This window comes from Microseira sp. BLCC-F43 (assembly GCF_041929235.1).
Taxonomy (GTDB): domain Bacteria; phylum Cyanobacteriota; class Cyanobacteriia; order Cyanobacteriales; family Aerosakkonemataceae; genus Microseira.
In genome coordinates this window covers 1-20,822 of record NZ_JBHFNP010000310.1, presented here as the reverse complement: position 1 = coordinate 20,822, position 20,822 = coordinate 1, and the positions used below count along the sequence as shown (strand labels likewise).

The following is a 20,822-nucleotide window of genomic DNA, read 5'->3' as shown; positions in this document are numbered from 1 at the left end:
CAATGACCAATTACCATCCAAAATCCCAAATTCAAAATCTTTGCTGGAATTTCGCTCAAATTGGGCTGCTATTATTCCCCATCATGCCCGCTTTGGCAGCATTGCCACTCGTCGCGGTTATTCTGCTGACTCTTGGGCAGCAATTCAATACAATTATTCGACGCCCCCTTAACTGGGGAATCGCCATTTTCAGCTTGGGGTTAGTTATTACATCAACCCTTGCTTTTAAGCCATCAGAAGCTTTCTTGGGATTGGGTAATTTTCTGCCATTTTTCCTGCTATTTGTCGCATTTAGCGAACTGATACAAACACCTTTTCAACTGCGGCGAATTGCTTGGATTTTGGTTATACCTTCCGTGCCGATAGTCATTCTTGGTTTAGGACAGTTATTTTTAAATTGGTCTGTATCCGGGTCATTAGCCAATATTTTAGGGTCGGCGATCGCTCCCAATGGTAACCCCCCAGGTAGAATGGCGTCCGTCTTCATGTACGCCAATATTTTCGCCGCCTATCTCACCATCACTTTCATTCTGGCACTGGGACTGTTAATTGAAAATTTGGGAATTGGTAATCGGTCATCGGTAATAGGTAATGGTAAAGAAAATTACCAATTACCAATTACCAATTACCGATGTTTATTTTTAAGTATTGCAGTTGTGGGGAATGCGATCGCTCTCATCCTCACCAACTCCCGCAACGGTTGGGGGATTGCTGCTTTGGCTATTCTCGCCTTCGCGCTTTACCTGGGTTGGCGTTGGTTGGTGACCGTAGTAGCAGGAATTACCAGCACTATCCTCTGGTCTGCCTTTGGCCCCGACCCCATACGGCAATGGTTGCGAGCAATTGTACCCGCTTTCTTTTGGGCAAGACTCACCGACGATATGTTTCCCAATAGACCAGTAGCACTGATGCGCGTCACTCAGTGGCAGTTTGTGGCTTCGATGATTCAGCAGCGCCCCTGGACGGGATGGGGATTGCGTAATTTTACCCCGCTTTACGAAGAAAAAATGCATCTATGGCTCGGTCATCCCCACAATTTGTTTTTAATGCTAACCGCTGAAACAGGAATTCCCGCAACAATTCTATTTTGTAGTTTGGTAGGTTGGGTTATCGCTAAAGGCGTCTTGTTACTAAATAATTTTTCTGGGCAAGAAACAGGTAAATTAATATTTTTTACTTATTTAGTTGCGTTTGGGGGCTGTATTTTGTTTAATACAGTCGATGTGACTTTATTTGATTTTCGCGTGAATACATTTGGATGGTTACTGTTAGCAGCTATTGGCGGCGTTGTCAATTGTATTCAGGTGAAGATTGGCGATGCAAGTGTGAGAAAGCGTTAAGACTCTGTTAGATAATTTACCCTTTCAAAAAACCAATGTTTCCAGCATCTAACAATTTACAAACTAACTGTCCTTTTTCAACCAAAACTTTTGAAATTCTTACTCAAGTCAATCATTCGAGCGCTTTCTACCGAAATAGCTTGCTGCGAAACGAGTATCGAAAACACGTTTCGGAGCCATTTTTGAGCCTTCTTAAACCTGTGGTTAGACAAGTAGCTCAAATCGCCGAGTCCCAATCGCTCAAAATGAGATCTTTCTGTCCGTATTATCTGAGTATAGAAGGTTGGAAAGACAGGGAAATTAATCATTGCTTTAACGAAAAAGACAATCTAATGGGATGTTCGCTTAGGTTTCACTTTATGAATTTAAATGATTATCTACAAGGTAAGCGCTGGTCTGGTTGGGATTCTGATTATCCAGACCTATTTGTATCTATCTATTCTGAAGTATTTGTTATTGGTTTAGACGGATTATCAAAAAATGTTATGCTCAAAAATATTCAAGATAATCAAGAAAAAATCTTGCCGATAATGGAGCAATTCGATGATAACAATATGGTTTATGGCTATTGGGATGAAATTTGCAATTCCAATTGGACATTGAAGGATTGGCTGAAGAATCTTAAACAAGCAGGTGGTTATGCTGCCGTACATCTCAAATCGAAGGATATTCTGGATATTAATGCTGAAAATTTGAGAGATCTGATAGTAAACAAGTTAAAGCAACTTTTTATTTTAATATTACTATCCACTGAAAGCGAGCCGATTCTAGCCATCAAAAAATACATGGTTTCGGAAAATTTAAAAAACAATTCAATGAAAGTCCAAAAAAGTAATTATTTAGACCTAATCAATTTAGACTTTAACTTTGAAGATGATTATGTAAATGAAGGCCAAAAATCAACAAACAAAATTAACCATACTGTTGAGCAAAACCTTGACTATCTTGCTCTCGCCCAAGAGTATCTTGATGCTGAAAAATACTTCAGCCCAAAAAGTATCAAAGAAGCTAAAGAGCGAATTACTGTATCTATTGCTCGGCGGCAAGGACAATCTAAGTTCCGTCAAAGGTTGCTTGAAGCTTACAGCTATCGGTGTGCCATAACTGGTTGCGATGCCCAAGAAGCCCTAGAAGCTGCCCACATTATCCCCTATATTGAAACTGAAAATAATCACCCCTCAAATGGCATATTACTTCGGGCAGATTTACATACGCTCTTTGACCTCAACCTGATTACAATTGACCCAGAGATGATGAGGATACACCTGGCTCCTGATTTACGCCATACAAGCTATCGCGATCTTCATGAGAAACCTCTGCAACTGCCCAAAAACAAAGCTTATTTCCCTAAAAAAGAGGCACTTAAATGGCGGTGTTACCATTGTGGGTGGTATAGATAATTTTGCGACAGTTCTATACCTTAACTTTTCACGTCCAGTCTCACAATGCAGTTCCACACCCCGGAGTTGGGAGTAGGAAAAAATACTACCACCGACTCCCGAATCCCCATCTTCACCAAGATGTCGTGAAAAGTCAGTTCTATACAGATGCGCTCGACTTGTCAACAGTATCGATTGTGACATAAGTTACCGTTAAAACCAGTTTTGCTCCTTAACCATTTTGTCGCTATGTCAGCCCTTGACCCCAGTTAAAATAATTGAAAACCCGTCACAACTCGTTAAAGGGAAGCGTCGGTGACAAGCAACAGGGCCAACCAAAACAGCGAAAATTCGACAAGATCAGCCAAAATACCTTTCGCTTATAGTTATTACGCCCTTTTAGGGCTGCATCCTTCCGCATCGGCGATAGATATTCGGCGAGCGTATCGGGAATTGAGCAAGCAGTATCATCCGGATACCACTGACTTGCCAAGTGCGATCGCTACCCCCAAATTCCAGCAACTCAACGAAGCCTACGCCACCCTCAGCAACCCAGAACGACGGCTAGCCTACGATACTAAAATCGGGTATTCCCGCATCAGCGTAATTCAAGCCCCGCCACACTTTAACAATCCCTCCCAAAAGGTATATACCTCGTCTTCGGCTTACTTAGACCCCACGGATCGACCCTTCTCAGCGGGAGAAATTTTCGCCCTGTTTATTCTAGTGCTAACTTTTGTAGGATGTTTATTGTTAGCTGTTGCCGTTGGATTAACACGTGAGGATGTCGGCTTTGAACCTCTGGCGACAAATTCAGCATCGCAAGAGCAACAGATATACACTAAGAAAAACGAAAAGGTATCTAATTTTGATTTCAAACATTGATATGATTCTTCCTCCTTCCGATACCCCGCTTTATAACCATCCCCTCCCGGCAATTGAACAGTGGCTCAAACAGCGGGGATGTCAACAAGATCGCAGAGAACTGCATTGTTGGACAGTCGAGCAACGCGACTGGAAAGCCGAGTTATGGCTAGATATCGATCAGCTCACAGTCCGCTATCTAAAAGCAGGCGAGAACGGTCAAGACGTACAACGCTCGTTTAAATACTCCCTCAGCAGACAGGATGTAGAAGCAGCCGTTTTCGCTGGCCCATAAGAGAATTTGAGATTTGAGATTTTAGATTTTAGATTTACAAGCAAAAAATCTGAAATCTCAAATCTGCAATCTAAAATTATCGGACTTTCCCAAATCGGCGATCGCGCTGCTGATAAGCACATAAAGCGCGGTGAAACTCGGCGCGGTCAAAATCGGGCCAAAGCGTTTCGGTAATATATAATTCGGCATAAGCCATTTGCCAAAGCAGAAAATTGCTAATCCGCATTTCTCCGCTGGTGCGGATCAGCAAATCTGGGTCGCAAATGCCTGATGTATAAAGATGGCGCTCAAATAAAGCCGCGTCGATTTGATCCGGTTGTAACAAACCTTGTTGGACTTGAGAAGCGATCGCTCTACAAGCTTCTACAATCTCTTGGCGTCCGCCGTAATTCGTCGCCACCGTAAATGTAACCGCTTGATTGTGCTGAGTTTGAGCCATCGAGCCTTCAATTTCAGCTTGCAGACTGCGGGGCAAAGCTGACAAATTCCCCACAAACCGGATGCGAACCTCCTCTTCCATCATCTCCCGCAATTCTTGCCGCAGTACGCGCTCAAACAGCGTCATCAAAAAATCCACTTCCTCTAATGGGCGTCCCCAGTTTTCCGTCGAAAAAGCGTAGGCAGTCAGCGCTTCAATTCCCCAATCTTTACAGCAGCGTAAAAGTTCCTTAAGCGCATCAACCCCGCGCTTATGACCCATAATGCGGGGCAATCCTTGCCGCTTTGCCCACCGACCATTCCCATCCATAATGACCGCCACATGTCTGGGCAGTCGTTCTCTATCCAGGTCAGCAGGCAACTCTTGTAAAATAATTTGCTTTGCAGTCATTTTCTTTCCCGTGAAGCCGATGATGGACGACGGAGTAAACGCGAAACCAATGCTAACCCCTTGGACTCGATCTGGCGACCCCAACTGCGTAAAGCCGGGGAAACATCCCGCTCTACCGATGGAGAGAATCTCGCCTCCAGCAGTTCCTTCAGTTTACTGCTGGTCAAGGGTCGATTTAGGATTCCCCTTTCCGCTAAGGAAATAGATCCTGTTTCTTCAGATACAACCACACACAAGCAATTTTCGACTCGCTCAGTAATTCCCATAGCAGCTCGATGGCGCGTTCCCAATTGTCGCGACGCCGTGCGTTCCGACAGCGGCAAAATCACCCCAGCAGCCACAATACGCGACCCCCGAATCAACACAGCCCCATCATGCAATAGAGTAGTCGGCTGGAAAATAGTCTGCAATAGTTCCTTAGAAACTTCTGCATTCAGTTTTACCCCAGGTACGGAAAAATCTCGCTCATCAATCGGACTGCTTGTTTCCATAATTAGTAAAGCACCGATGCGCTTTTGGGACAGATCTTTGACTGCAACCACAATTTCATCGATCACGCTGTCGGGCTTCAAGACGGCTAAACCGGACTGTTGAAACAGCTGCCGAATTTCGCCCCGACCTAATTGTTCCAGAAAGCGGCGAAATTCGGACTGGAAGATCACAGCCATCGCTACGGCAGATCCGACGACCAACTTTTCCAGCACAAAACTCAACAGTTTTAGTTCTAAACTATTGCTTACAACCGTCGCCAGCATCAGGACAATAAATCCTCGCACCACCCAAAGCGTGCGACGCTCGCTAATAATCACCAACACCATATAAGTGAGCGCCAGCACCAAACCGACATCGAGCAACGACTTAGCCCAGCTGCCAAAATCAAGCAAGGACTTAGTCCAGTCGTAGTTGGTCAGCCATTGCCTTAACGCATCTGCCATCGCATCTGGAATAAACTACCCTACCCAAACTCTAGCTTGGGGCGAGTCTCTCATATCAAGCTCGGTTAATTCGATATTTTTGTTTCGGCTGAGGGCTAGGGATTAGGGAAGGGCGTCTAATCTTGGGTTTCACCAATTAAGAACGTTCATTACGCCGATTCGGTTGCTATATTTCTGCAATTTCTGTTGTTGGCGAGCGCTCAGCTAGTCTCACCAGATACTATATCTGCTTGGTAGAGGCGCGTTGGTGAACTGCGCCCCTACTGCTACTCGATCCTCAATCTACAGGCGCTTCGTCTAGTCGCAGGCGTTCGGGTAAGCGATCGCTGCGAGTAATATCCTTATAACTTTCCCGCTGCAATATAATATTCGCTTCTCCATCTTTCACCAACACCGCCGCCGGACGCGGGACGCGATTGTAATTGGAAGCCATGCTGTAATTGTAGGCTCCCGTTGCCATCACTACGAGAATGTCTCCCGTTTCCGTTTTCGGCAATAAGGCATCTTTAATTAAAACGTCTCCCGATTCGCAATGTTTGCCAGCGATCGTTACCGTTTCCGTCAGGGGATCGGACATCCGATTTGCTACTACACATCGGTACACCGATTGATACGTAATCGGACGCGGATTGTCAGACATACCTCCATCCACAGCCAGATACGTCCTGATCCCCGGTACTTCTTTGCGACTGCCCAAAGTATAAGCGGTAACGCAGGCAGGGCCAATTAAAGACCGTCCCGGTTCGCACATCAGTTTAGGTAAGCGTACTTGCTGGGTTTCGCAAGCTGCCTTGAGCGCGAGGCTGACTGTTTTCACCCATTCGTCAATGCTGGGGGGATCGTCGGCTTCTGTATAGCAAATACCTAAGCCTCCGCCAATATTTATACATTCCACCGGCCAACCCATTGCCGCCGCTTTCTTAAACCACTGCACCATTACCTCTGGCAGATCCCGATGGGCTTGCAATTCAAAAATTTGAGAGCCGATGTGGGCGTGCAGTCCTATGCAAGAAAGCGTTGGTTGCTGGCTGACAAATGCTAGCACCTCTTCCATTTGATCTGGATCGAAGCCGAATTTATTATCTAAGTGTCCCGTGCGAATATATTCGTGCGTGTGACAATCTATACCTGGTGTTACCCGCAACATGATGCGAGTTTTGGATTCTGAGTTAGGGAGTTGGCTAAGTGCAGCGAGGGTTTTCAGTTCCAGCCAATTATCGACCATAATCGTGGAGCCGATAGCGATCGCCAGCTGGAGTTCGTCGCGAGATTTATTGTTACCGTGGAAATAGAGTTTTTCACCAGGAACCCCGGCAACGCTGGCGGTGTAGAGTTCGCCTCCCGATACGACATCGATGGCTAAACCTTCAGCAGCGGCGATGGCGCAAACCGCCATACAATTCCAAGCCTTGGAGGCATAAACGACCTCAAACTCACCCCCGTAGTAGCGTTTAAAGCCATCTTGGTACTGACGGCAAGCAGTTCGCAGCGTTTCTTCATCCAGAATGTAAAGTGGGGAGCCGAATTGCTCAACCAACGTTGTCACGTCACAGCCACCAATTTCTAAGCAATCTCGGCTATTGACCTTGGCTGTCAGGGGTAAAAGTTCTTGGTTGGGAGAAACAATTTCTGGCGTCCTAGCGTTACTCCGCAAATACTGACTGCCAGAATTGCGAACCTCTGGAGCTTGAATCGATACCATGATGCGGTGATAGTCCTTGCTTAAGTCAGGGGCGTGATTTTATTCCCTTTCCAGTTTACATTTGTTTGACATACTCTCCCGTCAAGCTGACGCTGTGACGGGAGATTCTTGAAGGATTCTCACCCTTGCAGGCTGTGTCAAACAGACCCTATCCAGTCGCCCGAAATCGAGTTCCCGGTTACTTTTTCGCAAAATATTAGCCGCGCCGTTACAGTCAGCGTTAATCAAATGACCGCCCCTTGTCCTATACAATCCCCGCTTGACCCGCTTGCCGCTAAATTTAGCGGTGACGGGATTATCGGCATTGTAAACGGGCAGAGCGTCACCATCGAGAAAACTCGCCAAAGACGTGTAACTCTCTTCCTGTTCGATAAACTCGATTCCCGTCCGCTCACAGAGGCTTTTCAGCTTGTCCTTCAGGGTAAAAATCGGGAGATCAGTGAAATTCTGATTGTTGCGAGTACCCATGTTTACCGATTGTTTAAGGGTCGGGTTGTACCCCGCGACGATTTTCCCGATCTGATTTTGAACGCAGAAGTTAACAATATAGCGCGCGGTTTTATTCAGGTAGTCTCTAACCTGATTCGAGCGGCGGTAGGAAAGCCACGCCTCCTGTCTCGTGATGCCTTTTATCCCCTGCTTATCCTTGTGGTATCTCAGGTGAGCTATCCGTTTATTAAACCATTGGTTAATCGATTTGAGCGGTTTTCCGTCAATCAAAAAAGCATCTCCCGTGGTACTAACGACGGCGCAAAGGTTATCGAGTCCGAAGTCAATTCCTATCGCTCGTGTCGGTTGCGTTTTTACCAACACATCTTCATTCACCTCGTAAACGAACGTGCAATCGAAAAATCGCCCGCTCTGTTTCGGCAGTACGCGGATTTCCTTAATCCGTTTATCCCGAATCCTTTCGGTAACCGTAACGTGGACAGAACCGCGCTCTCTTCTAAACTGTCGGGACGTGGGTATCAGAAATCGCCATCCGTCTTTAGCGAAATCTTGTCTCGCTCGGATCGGGATAATCAGAGGAAAGAATCCATCCTTTTTCAAGTATTTAGGAAGTTCTACTCTCTGCTGATAGATCCCCTGTTTTCTCGTTTCCAACAGTTTAAAAAATCCCTTGAAAGCTCTATCGACGTACTTCAAGGTCTGTTGACCGCAATCGGTAGCGAGAAGCTTGTAGTTCTCGTTTTCTTTGACGAGATGATACGCGGACTCGTAACTCAAGTATTTCCGCTCTTGAAAGAAATACTGTCTCACCGTGTAAAGCCCCACGTTAAAGAGGTTTTTCGACAGGTGACAGAGTTCTTTCAAGATCCCGCTCTCCGTATCGGACAACTTGAGTCTTACCGTTTGAGTCAACAGCATAGAGAGTTTCCGCTATATATCTACTATTCTAGCGGGAGCTACACTACCTGTAAACCTGATTCGGAGGGCGGCGTTTCCTCTCCCGTTAAGCCTGACGGCTTTAACGGGAGTCCCCACGCCGCAATTTAGATGGGTCTGACTCCCTTAGAACTCAAACCGATAACAGCCGAACTGCTACCGGCTGTCGTAGAACTAGATAGGCTTTGTTTTAACGGACTTTGGACTACTGAAGCATACCAAAGAGAGTTAGAGGGCCCCAACAGCGATTTATTGGTATTGTCGATTCCAGAAGCCGATAATAATCTTCCTATTTTGGCAGTAGGTTGTCAGTGGGCAATTGTGGATGAAGCTCACATTACGATGGTGGCGGTGCATCCCAACTACCGAGGACAAGGTTTGGGTCAGGCATTGCTCTTTGGTCTGCTAAAATCGGCAAGGACGCGCGGGATGGAGCGAGCCACCCTGGAAGTCCGGGAATCTAATACTACAGCACTGTCGCTCTACCAGAAGTTTGGCTTCCAGACGGCTGGACGACGGCGACGCTACTACGAAGAAAATAATGAAGATGCTTTAATTTTATGGCGCAGCGGGCTGGGATATCCTCAGTTTGAGCAAACCTTGGCCTCCTGGTACGGGGAAATAAGTTCGCGCCTTGCCTCCTTTGGATGGAATTTATATTGACCAAACCGCTTGACGGTGAGGTCACTCTGTACCGACAATCTCCACTTGGTGGAAAATTAGCAGCGAGCGCAACTCCCAAGGCCAGCGAATAAATCCTCGCCTCTAGGAGTGTCGATGTTGTGCGTCCACTTACCCGCTCTCAGTAAAAACCGATCTATGCCCTATGGGGGAATCAGTACAGCCGTCTATCGCTTGTGGACGATAGGTGGCGAAATTCCCTATGCTAAAATCAAGCTTACCGGCACTGAGCAGGTGATGGAACGCCATGTTTGAAAGGTTTACAGAAAAAGCCATTAAAGTGATCATGTTGGCCCAGGAAGAAGCTCGTCGCCTGGGACACAACTTCGTAGGCACAGAACAGATCTTATTGGGTCTGATTGGAGAAGGGACCGGCGTCGCCGCCAAAGTGCTGAAATCTATGGGCGTAAACCTCAAAGACGCCCGGATTGAAGTAGAAAAAATCATAGGTCGGGGTTCGGGGTTCGTAGCGGTTGAAATTCCTTTTACCCCACGCGCCAAAAGAGTTCTGGAGCTGTCCTTGGAAGAAGCTCGCCAACTAGGTCATAACTACATTGGCACAGAACACCTGCTTTTGGGCCTGATCAGGGAAGGGGAAGGCGTCGCAGCAAGAGTCCTGGAAAACCTGGGGGTAGACCTGTCAAAGGTACGAACCCAGGTGATTCGCATGTTGGGCGAAACCGCAGAAGTAACAACGGGCGCTCAATCTGGACGCACTAAGACGCCAACTTTAGACGAATTTGGCTCGAACTTGACCCAAATGGCGACGGAAGGCAAGCTGGATCCCGTCGTGGGACGCCAGAAAGAAATCGAACGGGTAATTCAAATTTTGGGTCGTCGTACCAAGAACAACCCGGTGTTAATTGGGGAACCAGGGGTCGGAAAAACCGCGATCGCAGAAGGGTTAGCCCAACGCATCGCCAATAACGACGTTCCAGACATCCTGGAAGACAAGCGGGTCGTTACTCTCGATATTGGATTGCTCGTAGCGGGTACTAAATATCGGGGTGAATTTGAAGAAAGGTTGAAAAAAATTATGGACGAAATCCGCAGCGCGGGGAATGTCATCCTCGTGATCGATGAAGTCCATACCCTGATCGGCGCAGGGGCAGCAGAGGGTGCAATCGACGCAGCGAATATTCTAAAACCAGCCTTAGCGCGCGGTGAACTCCAGTGCATCGGCGCCACAACGTTAGATGAGTATCGCAAGCATATCGAACGGGACGCAGCACTAGAACGGCGATTCCAACCCGTGATGGTGGGCGAACCCAGTGTAGAAGAAACAATCGAAATATTGTATGGGTTGCGCGATCGCTACGAGCAACACCACAAGCTGAAAATCTCCGATGAGGCGCTACTTGCAGCCGCGAAGTTATCAGATCGGTATATTAGCGATCGGTATTTGCCCGATAAAGCTATCGACTTGATCGACGAAGCAGGATCGCGGGTACGTCTGATTAACTCCCAACTGCCCCCAGCAGCGAAGGAACTCGATAAGGAACTGAGGGCGGTACTTAAGGAAAAAGACGACGCGGTTAGATCCCAAGACTTCGACCGTGCGGGAGAATTGCGCGATCGGGAAATGGAAATCAAAGCCCAAATTCGGGCAATTTCCGCCACTAAAAAATCCGAAGGAACCGATCGCGATGTTTCTCCCGTTGTCACCGAAGAAGACATCGCCCACATCGTCGCCTCCTGGACGGGTATCCCGGTAAACAAACTCACCGAATCCGAATCCGAAAAGCTGCTGCACATGGAAGATACCCTGCACCAGCGCTTAATCGGTCAGGACGATGCGGTAACCGCCGTTTCTCGCGCCATCCGTCGCGCCAGGGTGGGTCTGAAGAACCCCAACCGACCGATTGCCAGCTTTATCTTCTCAGGTCCCACCGGGGTTGGGAAGACCGAATTGGCGAAGTCTTTGGCATCCTACTTCTTCGGGTCAGAAGAGGCGATGATTCGCCTGGATATGTCCGAATATATGGAACGCCATACGGTTTCCAAACTCATCGGTTCGCCTCCAGGTTACGTAGGATACAACGAAGGCGGTCAGCTGACCGAAGCAGTGCGCCGTCGTCCCTACACCGTGGTGCTATTCGACGAAATCGAAAAAGCCCACCCCGATGTATTCAACATGCTGTTGCAAATCCTGGAAGACGGTCGCCTCACCGATGCTAAAGGTCGCACGGTAGACTTCAAGAATACCCTGCTGATCATGACTTCTAACATCGGTTCCAAGGTGATTGAAAAAGGCGGCGGCGGTTTGGGCTTCGATTTTGCCGAAAATCAAAACGATGCTCAATACAACCGCATCAAGTCCCTGGTGAACGAAGAACTGAAGCAATACTTCCGTCCAGAGTTCCTCAACCGTCTCGATGAAATCATCGTCTTCCGCCAACTCAACCGCGACGAGGTGAAAGAAATCGCCGATATCATGCTCAAAGAGGTGTTTGGTCGCCTGAAAGAGCAGGGAATTACCCTGGAAGTCACCGAACGGTTCAAAGACCGCCTGGTGACCGAAGGCTACAACCCCAGCTACGGCGCGCGTCCCTTACGTCGTGCAATTATGCGCCTGTTGGAAGACTCCCTAGCAGAAGAAATCCTGTCGGGTAGCGTCAAGAACGGCGATATCGCAGTTGTAGATGTGGATGAAGAAGGTAAAGTCAAGGTCGTTCAAGGCGAAAAGCGCGTCCTTGCGCCTGGTGCTGCTGAATAACCCAACTTTTAAATAACGCAAAAACGCTCGAATTAAACTTCGAGCGTTTTTTTATTAACTTAAGTTGGTAGATAAAACCGATCCCCCCAAACCCCCCTTCCCAAGGGGGGCTTTTACCGACTTAGAAACCGGGTTTCAAGCTGGGATCTGTGGTTCCAAAGCGACGATTTTTCATAGAAACTTTGGTGTTTGCGTAAGTCCTGAAATAGCTAATCGCTAATAGCTAGTGGTAGTTTCCAACTTTACCATTAGCCATTAGCTATTACAGCGGATTGCAAGCGAGTGAGGGAAAGCCTTATGGCGACAGCGGTGTGCCCCGCACACCGCTGTCGAAGGTGTACCTCATGCGCCTGCAATCCGCTATAGAGATATTAAAAGATAGCATTTATCTTGTCGTTCTTAAAAGTTCGCGGGATTCTTGTTTAACACGACCTTCGCTCGCTGCTTGTTGCAATGATACGAAAGCATTCAGGTCTTCCATATCGTACTTGCTGCTTAAAAGCAACCGCAGTTGATTTTCGGCTTCAATGCTCAGATAACCCGTATTGAGAACTTGTTGAACAACCTCGCGAATGAGAATCATAATAGACACCCCCTCATTAATTGAGGGATTTCGATTGTAATGTGATGTTTCAAGCTGCTCAGTCATAGGAGTGCTGCGAGGCAGAAAATGTTCCTGAAGCAGCGATCGCATTCTTTCTCTTTAGCAGCTGTATTGTATGTTTCATAGATCCACATCAGAAACCCGGTTTTTCCAAAAAAACCGGGTTTCTTTTGCAGCAACCTAAGTAGTTCGCTGCACATCGACTTCAGGAGGGATAGTCGGTTGCGTCGGTTGCTGCGGTGTCGGTGACTGAAACACAACCGTTGTCAAAAGCGTTACCAGTACCGAACCCACCGAACTTAGCAACCGGCGCTGCATTTCCTCGGATAAACCAGAAATCTTGAGATGCATTTCATGGTCTGGGGAAAGCTTAACCGAAATTTTGATCGGGAATTCATCAGAGCGATCGCTATTCACTTTTTTGTTTCGCTGTGACATATTGGTTATCAACCTCTCTAGCCTGTATATTTACAAGGTTAGAAGGAGCGAAAGTTGACACTGCTGATCATCCGTGCGGATAATCCCCAACTTTGCTCGAAATTACAAAAAAGGCGAAAATCTTTTCCCAGACAGGTTTTCTGCTACATCCATCTTGAAGTCTAACGACTGTGGATTATCAGCAACTCGGAGTCAAGCGTGTCCTCACCTCAATTCTCTAACCATCACTGTAAACTTACTAATACAGGTAACAAGAAATTCCTGAATGCGCTGTCAGATCAATATTTGAGCAATCTTTCTAACGTTCAGTTAGGACGAACTTTGGGGTGCGATCGCAGTCTTATACCCAAGTTACGAAATAATAGTTTTGTCGGCAAGTACACCGTTCTTGAAAGAGTCTTCCAAAATCTCAAATTAGACTTAGAAGACACAGATTACGAACAGGTTCCCTATGACAATACCGACAACAGAAATATAACTAGCTTAACAGACGAAACAACCCAATTTAAACAGGCATTACTCTCGCTTAATTATAAACAACAATCTAGATTATTTGAAGACTTCTGGGAGCTTGACACCCGGCATCAAATGGGTGCTTTTTTAGTTCGCGGAAAACCTTACAGCGGTCAGCGTTGGCTATTGCATCGGTTATTGGATGAATTTCGCCTTGATACAACAGCATATAAATTTCCGGTTCCGCTTACCCAACGGGAAGAGGTTTATATCGAAGATTTATGGAGGCAATTAAGCGATAAATTGCGACTTAACCGTAACGCTTCATTTGAGGAAATTGTGCAGCGTTTATATTGTTATTGGCAAGAAGGTACAGTAATTTTATCGCTGTAAAATTTTGACCGAATTTACGAAACAGAACACCAAATAAAATTATGGCAACCTTTGGTAACAACTCGTAAGCAGCATCCCGAACCTTGCAAGTCTTATTTTCTCATGTTTTTAGTAGATAATCGCGGCAATTTTGGAGAAGGCAGACTTGAATGGGCTAACCTGGAAACATGGCATTCAAATCAAATAATAGACTTGAAACCTATAGAAAAATTCTCAGAATTCATCATCACAAACTGGATTCAAGAATATAGATAACTCCTATCAAAATTGCTTCCCGAATCCTGCCATAACCCCAAATTAGGCAAAAATATTTGGCAAGACAGTCGCGAAGGTATCCCCCAATTAGTTATGCAAGAAATTTGCCAGCACTATCGTCATGACTGGTACAACTTGTCAAACAATTCGTAGGGTGCGTTAGCGAAGCGCGTAACGCACCAACCCAACTATCTGAACCAAAAAAACCATGCAAAACCACCTCCCGCAATGCAACCTAGAATACACCGGAGAAATCCTAGATCCTGCCTGTCCCTACCTTCCCAGTCAGGAATTACTAGAATCTGTAAAACTGGCAATTAACCTCGAACGACCCTTGTTACTCATGGGCGATCCCGGTTGTGGTAAAACTAAACTAGCCAGTGCGATCGCCTACGAATTTACTCAGAAAAATCAGGAGATATTGACAGCAGCGAATCTCCCAAACTATCCTTACGAACCTTGGTATATCAAATCCACCAGTCGCGGCAGAGATGGACTCTACATCTACGATTCTATTGCCCGGTTGCGCGATGCTCAACTAGCAGGAGTAAAACAACTCGAACCCGCAGGAATAGAACGCTTGAAAGATAAAACCCAAGCAGGTTATATCAAATTTGGTGCGTTGGTAAAAGCGTTTCAAAGCAAGTTACGCACCATTATTTTAATTGACAAAATCGATAAAACAGATATATAATTTACCCAAAAAATACTGTTATAAATCAAAAAAATACAAATACAATAAAAAAAAATTACCTCGCCAGATAAACTTACAGCAACCCCGATTGTAATTATTACCAGCAACGGTGAGAGAGATTTACCCAACGCTTTCTTAAGGCGCTGCTTTTTTCACTACTTTGAGCCGCCGAACGCTGAGGAACTGTATAATATTATCAAAGCTCATTTTGGAGAACAGTTACCGGAAATTTTAACTGAGGAAATTATCGAAACTTTTTTAGAACTGCGGGACAATACCGAGAAAGTTAGCAACAAGCGCATCAGTACCAGCGAATTGCTCGATTGGATAAAAGCACTGTTGCAATCCGATCTGAAACAAGTCCCCGAAAAACTCCAGGAAGGAATTCCTTTTTTAGGGACGTTGTTGAAAACTCCAGATGAGGTCAAACGTTATTGGAGACAACGCCGTGACAGTGAATGACCCTCACCTTTGGAAATTATATTCGGGACTGCGAACAGCAGGATTACCCTTGCGGCTAGAAGATTATCAACTATTGCTGCAAGCGGTTGAACGCGGGTTTCAGCCGAAAAATTATCAATAATTAAAGCAATTGTGCTGTCGTTTGTGGGTGAAGTCCCTGGCTGAGAAAAAGTGATTTGATGATTATTTTGAACTATATACAGAAGCTTGGATTCAAGCAGCAAAAATAATCCCTACTGCACCAGAATCAGAATTAAAGCCGCCACCTCAAACAGCGGCAGAAAGTATTGCTAAAACACCTCAGAATAAAACCCTTCCAACAACCGAAGTAACCGCAGAAATTGAAGTTGCGCAAGCTGTCCCCCAACAGATTCAAACAAATAGGCAAAATCTGGTTATTAAATTTAGCCTCAATCATGAATATTTTCCGGTCACGCGCAGGCAACTGCAACAAGGTTGGCGGTATTTGCGCTATCCAATGCGCTGCGGAATTCCGGCAGAATTAGATGTAGACGCCACTGTTAAACGCATTTGTCAGCAGGGATTTTTTCTCGAACCTGTCTTAGCTCCCAGTCGCGCGAACAAAATTGAATTAATTCTACTGATTGACCAAAGTAATTCGATGCTGCCTTTCCATAATTTAGCAGAGCGTTTAATCGAAACAGCTAGGGATGGAGAACGGGTGGGTCAGGTTAAAGTTTATTATTTTAATAACGCTATTCGTGATTTTCTGTATCTGCAACCGAACCTGGAACCGTTTAAAAAAGATAAAATTACTGACTTAACTATCCATTGGCATCAAACTCGAACGACGATTCTTATTTTCAGCGATGGTGGTGCAGCACGGGGAGGTTTCAATCCTGGCAGAATTAGATTAACTCGCGAGTTTTTTGGGCGGATTAAACCGACGGTAAAACAGGTGACTTGGCTTAATCCTATCCCGAATATTCGCTGGGGTGGCACAACTGCTGATGGCATAGCTGAATTTGTGCCAATGTTTGAATTTAGTTTATCTGGATGGCAAAAGACTATCGGGAATTTACGCGGACAAGGATTGAGGAGGGAAAAAGATACAAAACAGGAATTAGGCAGTGTTGATGGTGCGTTACGCTTCGCTAACGCACCCTACTTTGAAAGGGGTTTGGGTGGGGAAGATGCGCTCAAGTACGAAATTGCTGTGGGTCGGATTTGCTCGTTTGCTGACAGGGGAGATCATTATTTAGAACTTGCTTATCTGGCTGCTTTTCCTCTTGCCTTGACACCTGACTTACTTTACTACTTGCGGGCAAATTTTCAATTTGATTGCGAAGGAAATAGTTACGAAATTCCTTGGATAGGGATACCGGATTTATTGCTATCCAATCTTTGTCAACCGCGGGGGTATTGCTTGTATGAAATGGATAGTGCTGTCCGGCATTTATTATTAAAACACCTCAAATTAAATCCCAGATTTGGTAACGAACGGTTGAACCAGCTATCAGATGCCTTGCTGTTTTATATCTGGCAAGGTATTCCCGATGGGTCAGCCGCAGATTTTGGCGAAAATCCCCAATGGATTGCTTTAGCTTATACCCAACCAAACGAACTAGCGAGAGAATTGGCTTTAAAGTTGCAAGAACTTTATGCCGGGGATAAACAAGCTCAAATTCAGGCCGCTTCTTTGATAGCAACTTTTTCTGAACCTTTAGCAGAATCTAATTTTCAACCATTGCTGACTTTTGCCCGCGGTTTGGGGCGCTTGGCGAGGGGAAATCAAAATGGTGCTGACGAACAATTTAACCAATTGCCAGCAGAATTAACTCTTGCAGGGGTGAAGTTAAAAAAACCGGGTGGAATTAAACTGCAGACGTTTGATTTTGAGGGTGTTACTGTCAACTCGCGCGGGAAAATTGTGACGCGAGAAAGCAAGCAAGCAAGTTATTTTACCGAAGACTTAGGCAACAACATCACCCTAGAAATGGTTGCCATCCCCGGCGGCACTTTCCTCATGGGTTCGCCCAAAACTGAGGCAGAACGGTTTGAAGATGAAGATTCTCAACATTCGGTCAGCGTTCCGTCCTTTTTTATGGGAAAATACCAAATAACGCAGGCGCAATGGCAAGCTGTTGCTGCTCTGCCTAAAATCAACCGCGACCTTGAATCCAATCCATCTTATTTCAAAGGAGAAAACCTACCTGTAGAAAATGTATCGTGGTTAGACGCTGTTGAGTTTTGCGCTAGACTGTCGCAAAAAACTAAACGGGAATACCGCTTACCTAGCGAAGCAGAATGGGAATACGCCTGTCGTGCCGGAACTACGACTCCGTTTCACTTCGGCAAAATCATTACAACCGACCTAGCTAACTACAAAGGCAATTACACTGCTCCCAAAGGAACTTATCGAGGAAAAACAACTCCCGTTGGTAGTTTTGGTGTTGCCAATAATTTTGGGTTGTATGACATGCACGGGAATGTGTGGGAATGGTGTACTGATGATTGGCGCGACAATTATGAAGGTGCCCCCACAGATGGTAGTGCTTGGGGAATCAAATTAAATAATAATGATAATAATTCCCATGTGCGGCGTGGTGGTTCGTGGTACAACTATCCGAGGCGCTGCCGTTCGGCGTGTCGTAACAGTACCGATGCTGGCAACAGGAACCTCACCTTCGGTTTTCGGGTTGTTTGCTCCTCGGATAGGATATGATATTACGCAAAAAAATCGGTTTTCTAGGAAAAATCATGGCTTTGTAAGCTAGATATCTGTGCAGAAACCCGGTTTTTGGCTTCATTGTGGGTAAATTCTGAGATCTTGTAGTAGCACGGCGTCGATAAATTTTGATTTATACCCAAAGATTGTAAAATGCCGTGCTACTACAGCTGGAAATTGATTGAGGGAATGGGGCGGCGCCCAGAGAGAGAGGTGATGGAGGCGATGGAGGTGAGCAAGATCGGTAATTTCTTCCCCATCTGCCCCATTTTCATTCCCCGCGTCTGTTTTTCAATTCGCCGCGCCTGACGTTGCCGATGCCATCCGATATGATATTCCGCCAAAAAATCGGTTTTATAATCCTGAGATCTTGTAGTAGCACGGCGGCGATAAATTTTGATATTACCCAAAGATTGTAGGATGCCGTGCCCCTACAACCGGAAATTGATTGAGGGAATGGGGCGGCGCCCAGAGGGAAAGGTGATGGAGATCGGGAATATCGGTAATTTTTTCCCCATCTTAATTACCCGCATCTGTCGCATATAATATCACGCAAAAAAATCTTGCGATCTTGTAGTAGCACGGCGGCGATAAATTTTGATTTTACCCAAAGATTGTAGGATGCCGTGCCCCGGAGGCCGAAAATTGATTGAGGGAATGGGGTAGCGCGCCGAGGGAGGTGATGGAGGTGATGGAGGTGATCAACATGAGGAAGTAGAAGTAATTTCTTCCTCATCTTCCTCATCTTCTTCATCTTCCTCATCTTCCCCATCTTCCCCATCTTCATTCCCCGCGTCTTTGCGTCACCACGTCCTTAGCGTCCTCCCCTTCAAGCGCTCCAGGTAAGGTATGATTTTCAATGCAGAGCGCCGCTATGGGTTGCACCATTCCTGAAAATGTCAATGGATATAAACGAAAAAGAGTTACCAGAAACGCCGCGTTGGGTGCGCTTCGGAAATCAAGTCCGGGAAAATGTCCAAATTCTGGCTATTGCTTTGAGTCTGGCGCTGCTGATTCGCATCTTTGTGGCAGAACCGCGCTACATTCCCTCAGATTCTATGCTACCTACGTTACAGGTGGGCGATCGCTTAATCGTGGAAAAAATCTCCTACCGCTTCCATCCACCCGCCAAGGGCGACATCATCGTCTTTGAACCTCCCGCACCTTTGCAAACTCAACTGCAACTTCAGGGATACGCTAAAGATCAGGCATTCATCAAACGAACCATCGGCGAACCCGGAGAACAAGTAAGCGTCAAAAACGGCAAAGTTTATATTAATGAAAAACCCTTAGAAGAAAAGTATATAGCGGAGCCTCCTAACTATCAATGGGGGCAAAAAGAAGTACCAGACAATGAACTTTTTGTCATGGGAGATAACCGAAATAACAGCAACGATTCCCATATTTGGGGCTTTTTACCAAAACAAAATGTAATTGGTAAAGCCTTTTTTCGCTTCTGGCCTCTCAATCGGATTGGATTTTTGGTAATTGGTAATTGGTAATTGGTAATGTATTTTTCTGACAATTAGCTATTAGCTATTACCAATTACCAAATTAAAATCTTAGATAGTGCATTAATTTGCCGATCGTATCTCCTGGTAAGGATAAACGGCGTTGCAGATCTGCTAGATTGCGATATTGACCGCCTGCGGAGCGATTTTGCACGATCGCTTGTGCCAAAAATAAGTCAATAATGCGTATTTGGGTCAGCATTTCTACCGAAGCAGTGTATGGATTGATACGCCGATTTGTTGTATAAATACTTTCGTCATCGTAGTAATAAAAGCTTAAAACTGGTTCTAAATATTTTAAACTGGCGACGGGCAAGCCCAAGGCAGCGGCAATATCTTCGAGGCAGTAAAAACAAACACCAGCGTGACTGAGTTCTACAAGGGATCGCGCTTGATGAATCGACAGTCCTGGTAAGCGCAACCAATCATCTACCGTGGCTAGGTTTGCGTCTATTTTGATACCTAAAGACGAAGCGAGAGCAATTTCTTCCAGGGACTGCATTCGATAGTAAGGATCGTTAAGAAGGCGACGGCGCAACGACTGAGAACGAGGTATATTTCTAAAATGTGCTAGCCAATTAAACAATTTCATAGTTGGTTTGGTAATTAGTAATTGGTAATTGGTAATTGGTAATTGCTAATTGCTAATTGGTGGTAGGGGCTTTTGGATTCGGGTACAAATATTAAAACTGAAATGCGAAAAATAGTACAGTAGTAAATAGACTTTTTCCACTAGCAATTAGCCAGCAATTACCCAATTTAAAATCTTTCCAGTAATTGTCGGCGTTTTTGCTCAAATTCGTATTCGGAAATCAACCCTTCTTGGCGCAGGAGTTCTAACTGGCGCAAACCATCGGCAAGTGCATTCATCCGTTGTGAGTCTAGCGTCGATTTAAGTGCATTTTCTCCACCATCGAGATTGAAATTGCGGTCAAATTGATCGGCAGAAAGGACTAAATACCAAAATCCTTCAATCCCACTGGCGACGTGGGGAATAGGCGTCGGGGATAGAAGTAAGTATAAAACTCCCCACAGGGGTTGACCCAAATAAAACTTTTGACACTCCGCGAGCTAAAGCTGCGCGGATTCTCCAGATTTTCTGCCGTATTTGCTGGATTTCCGAATGTCAGCAACAGTATACTGAGTTAAGTCGCACAAACTTAACTGAATACTTGTTTGCTCATAGGCATGGTTCC

The 20,822-nt window shown here is 45.7% G+C and carries 21 protein-coding genes; 12 read left to right on the top strand and 9 right to left on the bottom strand.

The features are described from left to right. The first annotated feature begins 2 nt into the window (after positions 1 to 2). The 4 genes from ACE1CM_RS41295 (at position 3) to ACE1CM_RS41280 (ending at position 3,878) form a co-directional block, all read left to right on the top strand. Complete coding sequence (locus ACE1CM_RS41295; RefSeq protein ID WP_374884992.1) at positions 3 to 1,340, top strand: O-antigen ligase family protein; 1,338 nt, start codon at positions 3 to 5, stop codon at positions 1,338 to 1,340. A gap of 35 nt (positions 1,341 to 1,375) precedes the next feature. Then, positions 1,376 to 2,740, top strand: a complete 1,365-nt coding sequence (locus ACE1CM_RS41290; RefSeq protein ID WP_374884990.1) for an HNH endonuclease — start codon at positions 1,376 to 1,378, stop codon at positions 2,738 to 2,740. Positions 2,741 to 3,034: 294 nt separating this feature from the next. Further along, the gene (locus tag ACE1CM_RS41285) at positions 3,035 to 3,604 is read left to right on the top strand and encodes a J domain-containing protein (protein ID WP_374884989.1); all 570 of its coding nucleotides are present in this window, start codon (positions 3,035 to 3,037) and stop codon (positions 3,602 to 3,604) included. Between the two features lies 1 nt (position 3,605). Next, entirely contained in the window at positions 3,606 to 3,878 is a 273-nt protein-coding gene (locus ACE1CM_RS41280; RefSeq protein WP_374885127.1) for a DUF3143 domain-containing protein, read from the top strand. Between the two features lie 76 nt (positions 3,879 to 3,954). On the opposite strand, the gene uppS is transcribed toward ACE1CM_RS41280, so the two are convergent. The 4 genes from uppS to ACE1CM_RS41260 form a co-directional block, all read right to left on the bottom strand. After that, positions 3,955 to 4,707 (bottom strand): polyprenyl diphosphate synthase, encoded by a 753-nt coding sequence (uppS, locus tag ACE1CM_RS41275; RefSeq protein ID WP_226586343.1) that lies wholly within the window; start codon positions 4,705 to 4,707, stop codon positions 3,955 to 3,957. Further along, complete coding sequence (cdaA, locus tag ACE1CM_RS41270) at positions 4,704 to 5,642, bottom strand: diadenylate cyclase CdaA (protein ID WP_374884988.1); 939 nt, start codon at positions 5,640 to 5,642, stop codon at positions 4,704 to 4,706. The genes uppS and cdaA overlap by 4 nt, the downstream gene beginning before the upstream one ends. A 277-nt stretch (positions 5,643 to 5,919) precedes the next feature. Further along, positions 5,920 to 7,344 (bottom strand): diaminopimelate decarboxylase, encoded by a 1,425-nt coding sequence (gene lysA, locus ACE1CM_RS41265; protein WP_374884986.1) that lies wholly within the window; start codon positions 7,342 to 7,344, stop codon positions 5,920 to 5,922. Between the two features lie 81 nt (positions 7,345 to 7,425). Beyond that, positions 7,426 to 8,712, bottom strand: a complete 1,287-nt coding sequence (locus tag ACE1CM_RS41260) for an RNA-guided endonuclease InsQ/TnpB family protein (protein ID WP_374884984.1) — start codon at positions 8,710 to 8,712, stop codon at positions 7,426 to 7,428. A gap of 135 nt (positions 8,713 to 8,847) precedes the next feature. Between ACE1CM_RS41260 and rimI the strand changes: the two genes are divergently transcribed. Beyond that, positions 8,848 to 9,393 (top strand): ribosomal protein S18-alanine N-acetyltransferase, encoded by a 546-nt coding sequence (rimI, locus tag ACE1CM_RS41255; RefSeq protein WP_374885126.1) that lies wholly within the window; start codon positions 8,848 to 8,850, stop codon positions 9,391 to 9,393. 265 nt (positions 9,394 to 9,658) lie between these two features. Beyond that, a complete protein-coding gene (locus ACE1CM_RS41250) occupies positions 9,659 to 12,127 on the top strand; it encodes an ATP-dependent Clp protease ATP-binding subunit (RefSeq protein ID WP_374884983.1) in 2,469 nt (822 codons plus the stop codon). Between the two features lie 385 nt (positions 12,128 to 12,512). Here the strand turns inward: ACE1CM_RS41250 and ACE1CM_RS41245 are convergent, their stop codons facing one another. Continuing rightward, positions 12,513 to 12,710, bottom strand: a complete 198-nt coding sequence (locus ACE1CM_RS41245) for a hypothetical protein (protein ID WP_374884982.1) — start codon at positions 12,708 to 12,710, stop codon at positions 12,513 to 12,515. A 201-nt stretch (positions 12,711 to 12,911) separates the two neighbouring features. Next, positions 12,912 to 13,169, bottom strand: coding sequence for a hypothetical protein (locus ACE1CM_RS41240; RefSeq protein WP_374884980.1), 258 nt, complete (start codon positions 13,167 to 13,169; stop codon positions 12,912 to 12,914). Positions 13,170 to 13,367: 198 nt separating this feature from the next. On the opposite strand from ACE1CM_RS41240, the gene ACE1CM_RS41235 reads away from it, so the two are divergent. The 5 genes from ACE1CM_RS41235 to ACE1CM_RS41215 all read left to right on the top strand — a co-directional run bounded on the left by ACE1CM_RS41235 (position 13,368) and on the right by ACE1CM_RS41215 (position 18,112). Continuing rightward, entirely contained in the window at positions 13,368 to 14,015 is a 648-nt protein-coding gene (locus ACE1CM_RS41235; RefSeq protein ID WP_374884979.1) for a hypothetical protein, read from the top strand. Positions 14,016 to 14,066: 51 nt separating this feature from the next. Continuing rightward, positions 14,067 to 14,270: a hypothetical protein gene (locus tag ACE1CM_RS41230; protein WP_374884978.1), complete on the top strand. Its 204-nt coding sequence runs from the start codon at positions 14,067 to 14,069 to the stop codon at positions 14,268 to 14,270. A gap of 208 nt (positions 14,271 to 14,478) precedes the next feature. Continuing rightward, on the top strand, positions 14,479 to 14,964 hold the full coding sequence (locus ACE1CM_RS41225) for an AAA family ATPase (protein ID WP_374884977.1): 486 nt from the start codon (positions 14,479 to 14,481) through the stop codon (positions 14,962 to 14,964). Positions 14,965 to 15,382: 418 nt separating this feature from the next. After that, positions 15,383 to 15,547, top strand: coding sequence for a hypothetical protein (locus tag ACE1CM_RS41220; protein WP_374885130.1), 165 nt, complete (start codon positions 15,383 to 15,385; stop codon positions 15,545 to 15,547). Between the two features lie 345 nt (positions 15,548 to 15,892). Next, complete coding sequence (locus ACE1CM_RS41215; protein WP_374884975.1) at positions 15,893 to 18,112, top strand: SUMF1/EgtB/PvdO family nonheme iron enzyme; 2,220 nt, start codon at positions 15,893 to 15,895, stop codon at positions 18,110 to 18,112. Positions 18,113 to 18,279: 167 nt separating this feature from the next. Here ACE1CM_RS41215 and ACE1CM_RS41210 read toward each other — a convergent pair whose 3' ends face one another. Further along, positions 18,280 to 18,525 (bottom strand): hypothetical protein, encoded by a 246-nt coding sequence (locus ACE1CM_RS41210; protein WP_374884974.1) that lies wholly within the window; start codon positions 18,523 to 18,525, stop codon positions 18,280 to 18,282. Positions 18,526 to 19,017: 492 nt separating this feature from the next. Between ACE1CM_RS41210 and lepB the strand changes: the two genes are divergently transcribed. Then, entirely contained in the window at positions 19,018 to 19,617 is a 600-nt protein-coding gene (lepB, locus tag ACE1CM_RS41205) for a signal peptidase I (protein WP_374884973.1), read from the top strand. A 52-nt stretch (positions 19,618 to 19,669) separates the two neighbouring features. Here the strand turns inward: lepB and ACE1CM_RS41200 are convergent, their stop codons facing one another. Next, positions 19,670 to 20,218: a ComEA family DNA-binding protein gene (locus ACE1CM_RS41200; protein ID WP_374884972.1), complete on the bottom strand. Its 549-nt coding sequence runs from the start codon at positions 20,216 to 20,218 to the stop codon at positions 19,670 to 19,672. 167 nt (positions 20,219 to 20,385) lie between these two features. Continuing rightward, positions 20,386 to 20,673, bottom strand: coding sequence for an SHOCT domain-containing protein (locus tag ACE1CM_RS41195; protein ID WP_374884971.1), 288 nt, complete (start codon positions 20,671 to 20,673; stop codon positions 20,386 to 20,388). Positions 20,674 to 20,822 lie beyond the last annotated feature (149 nt).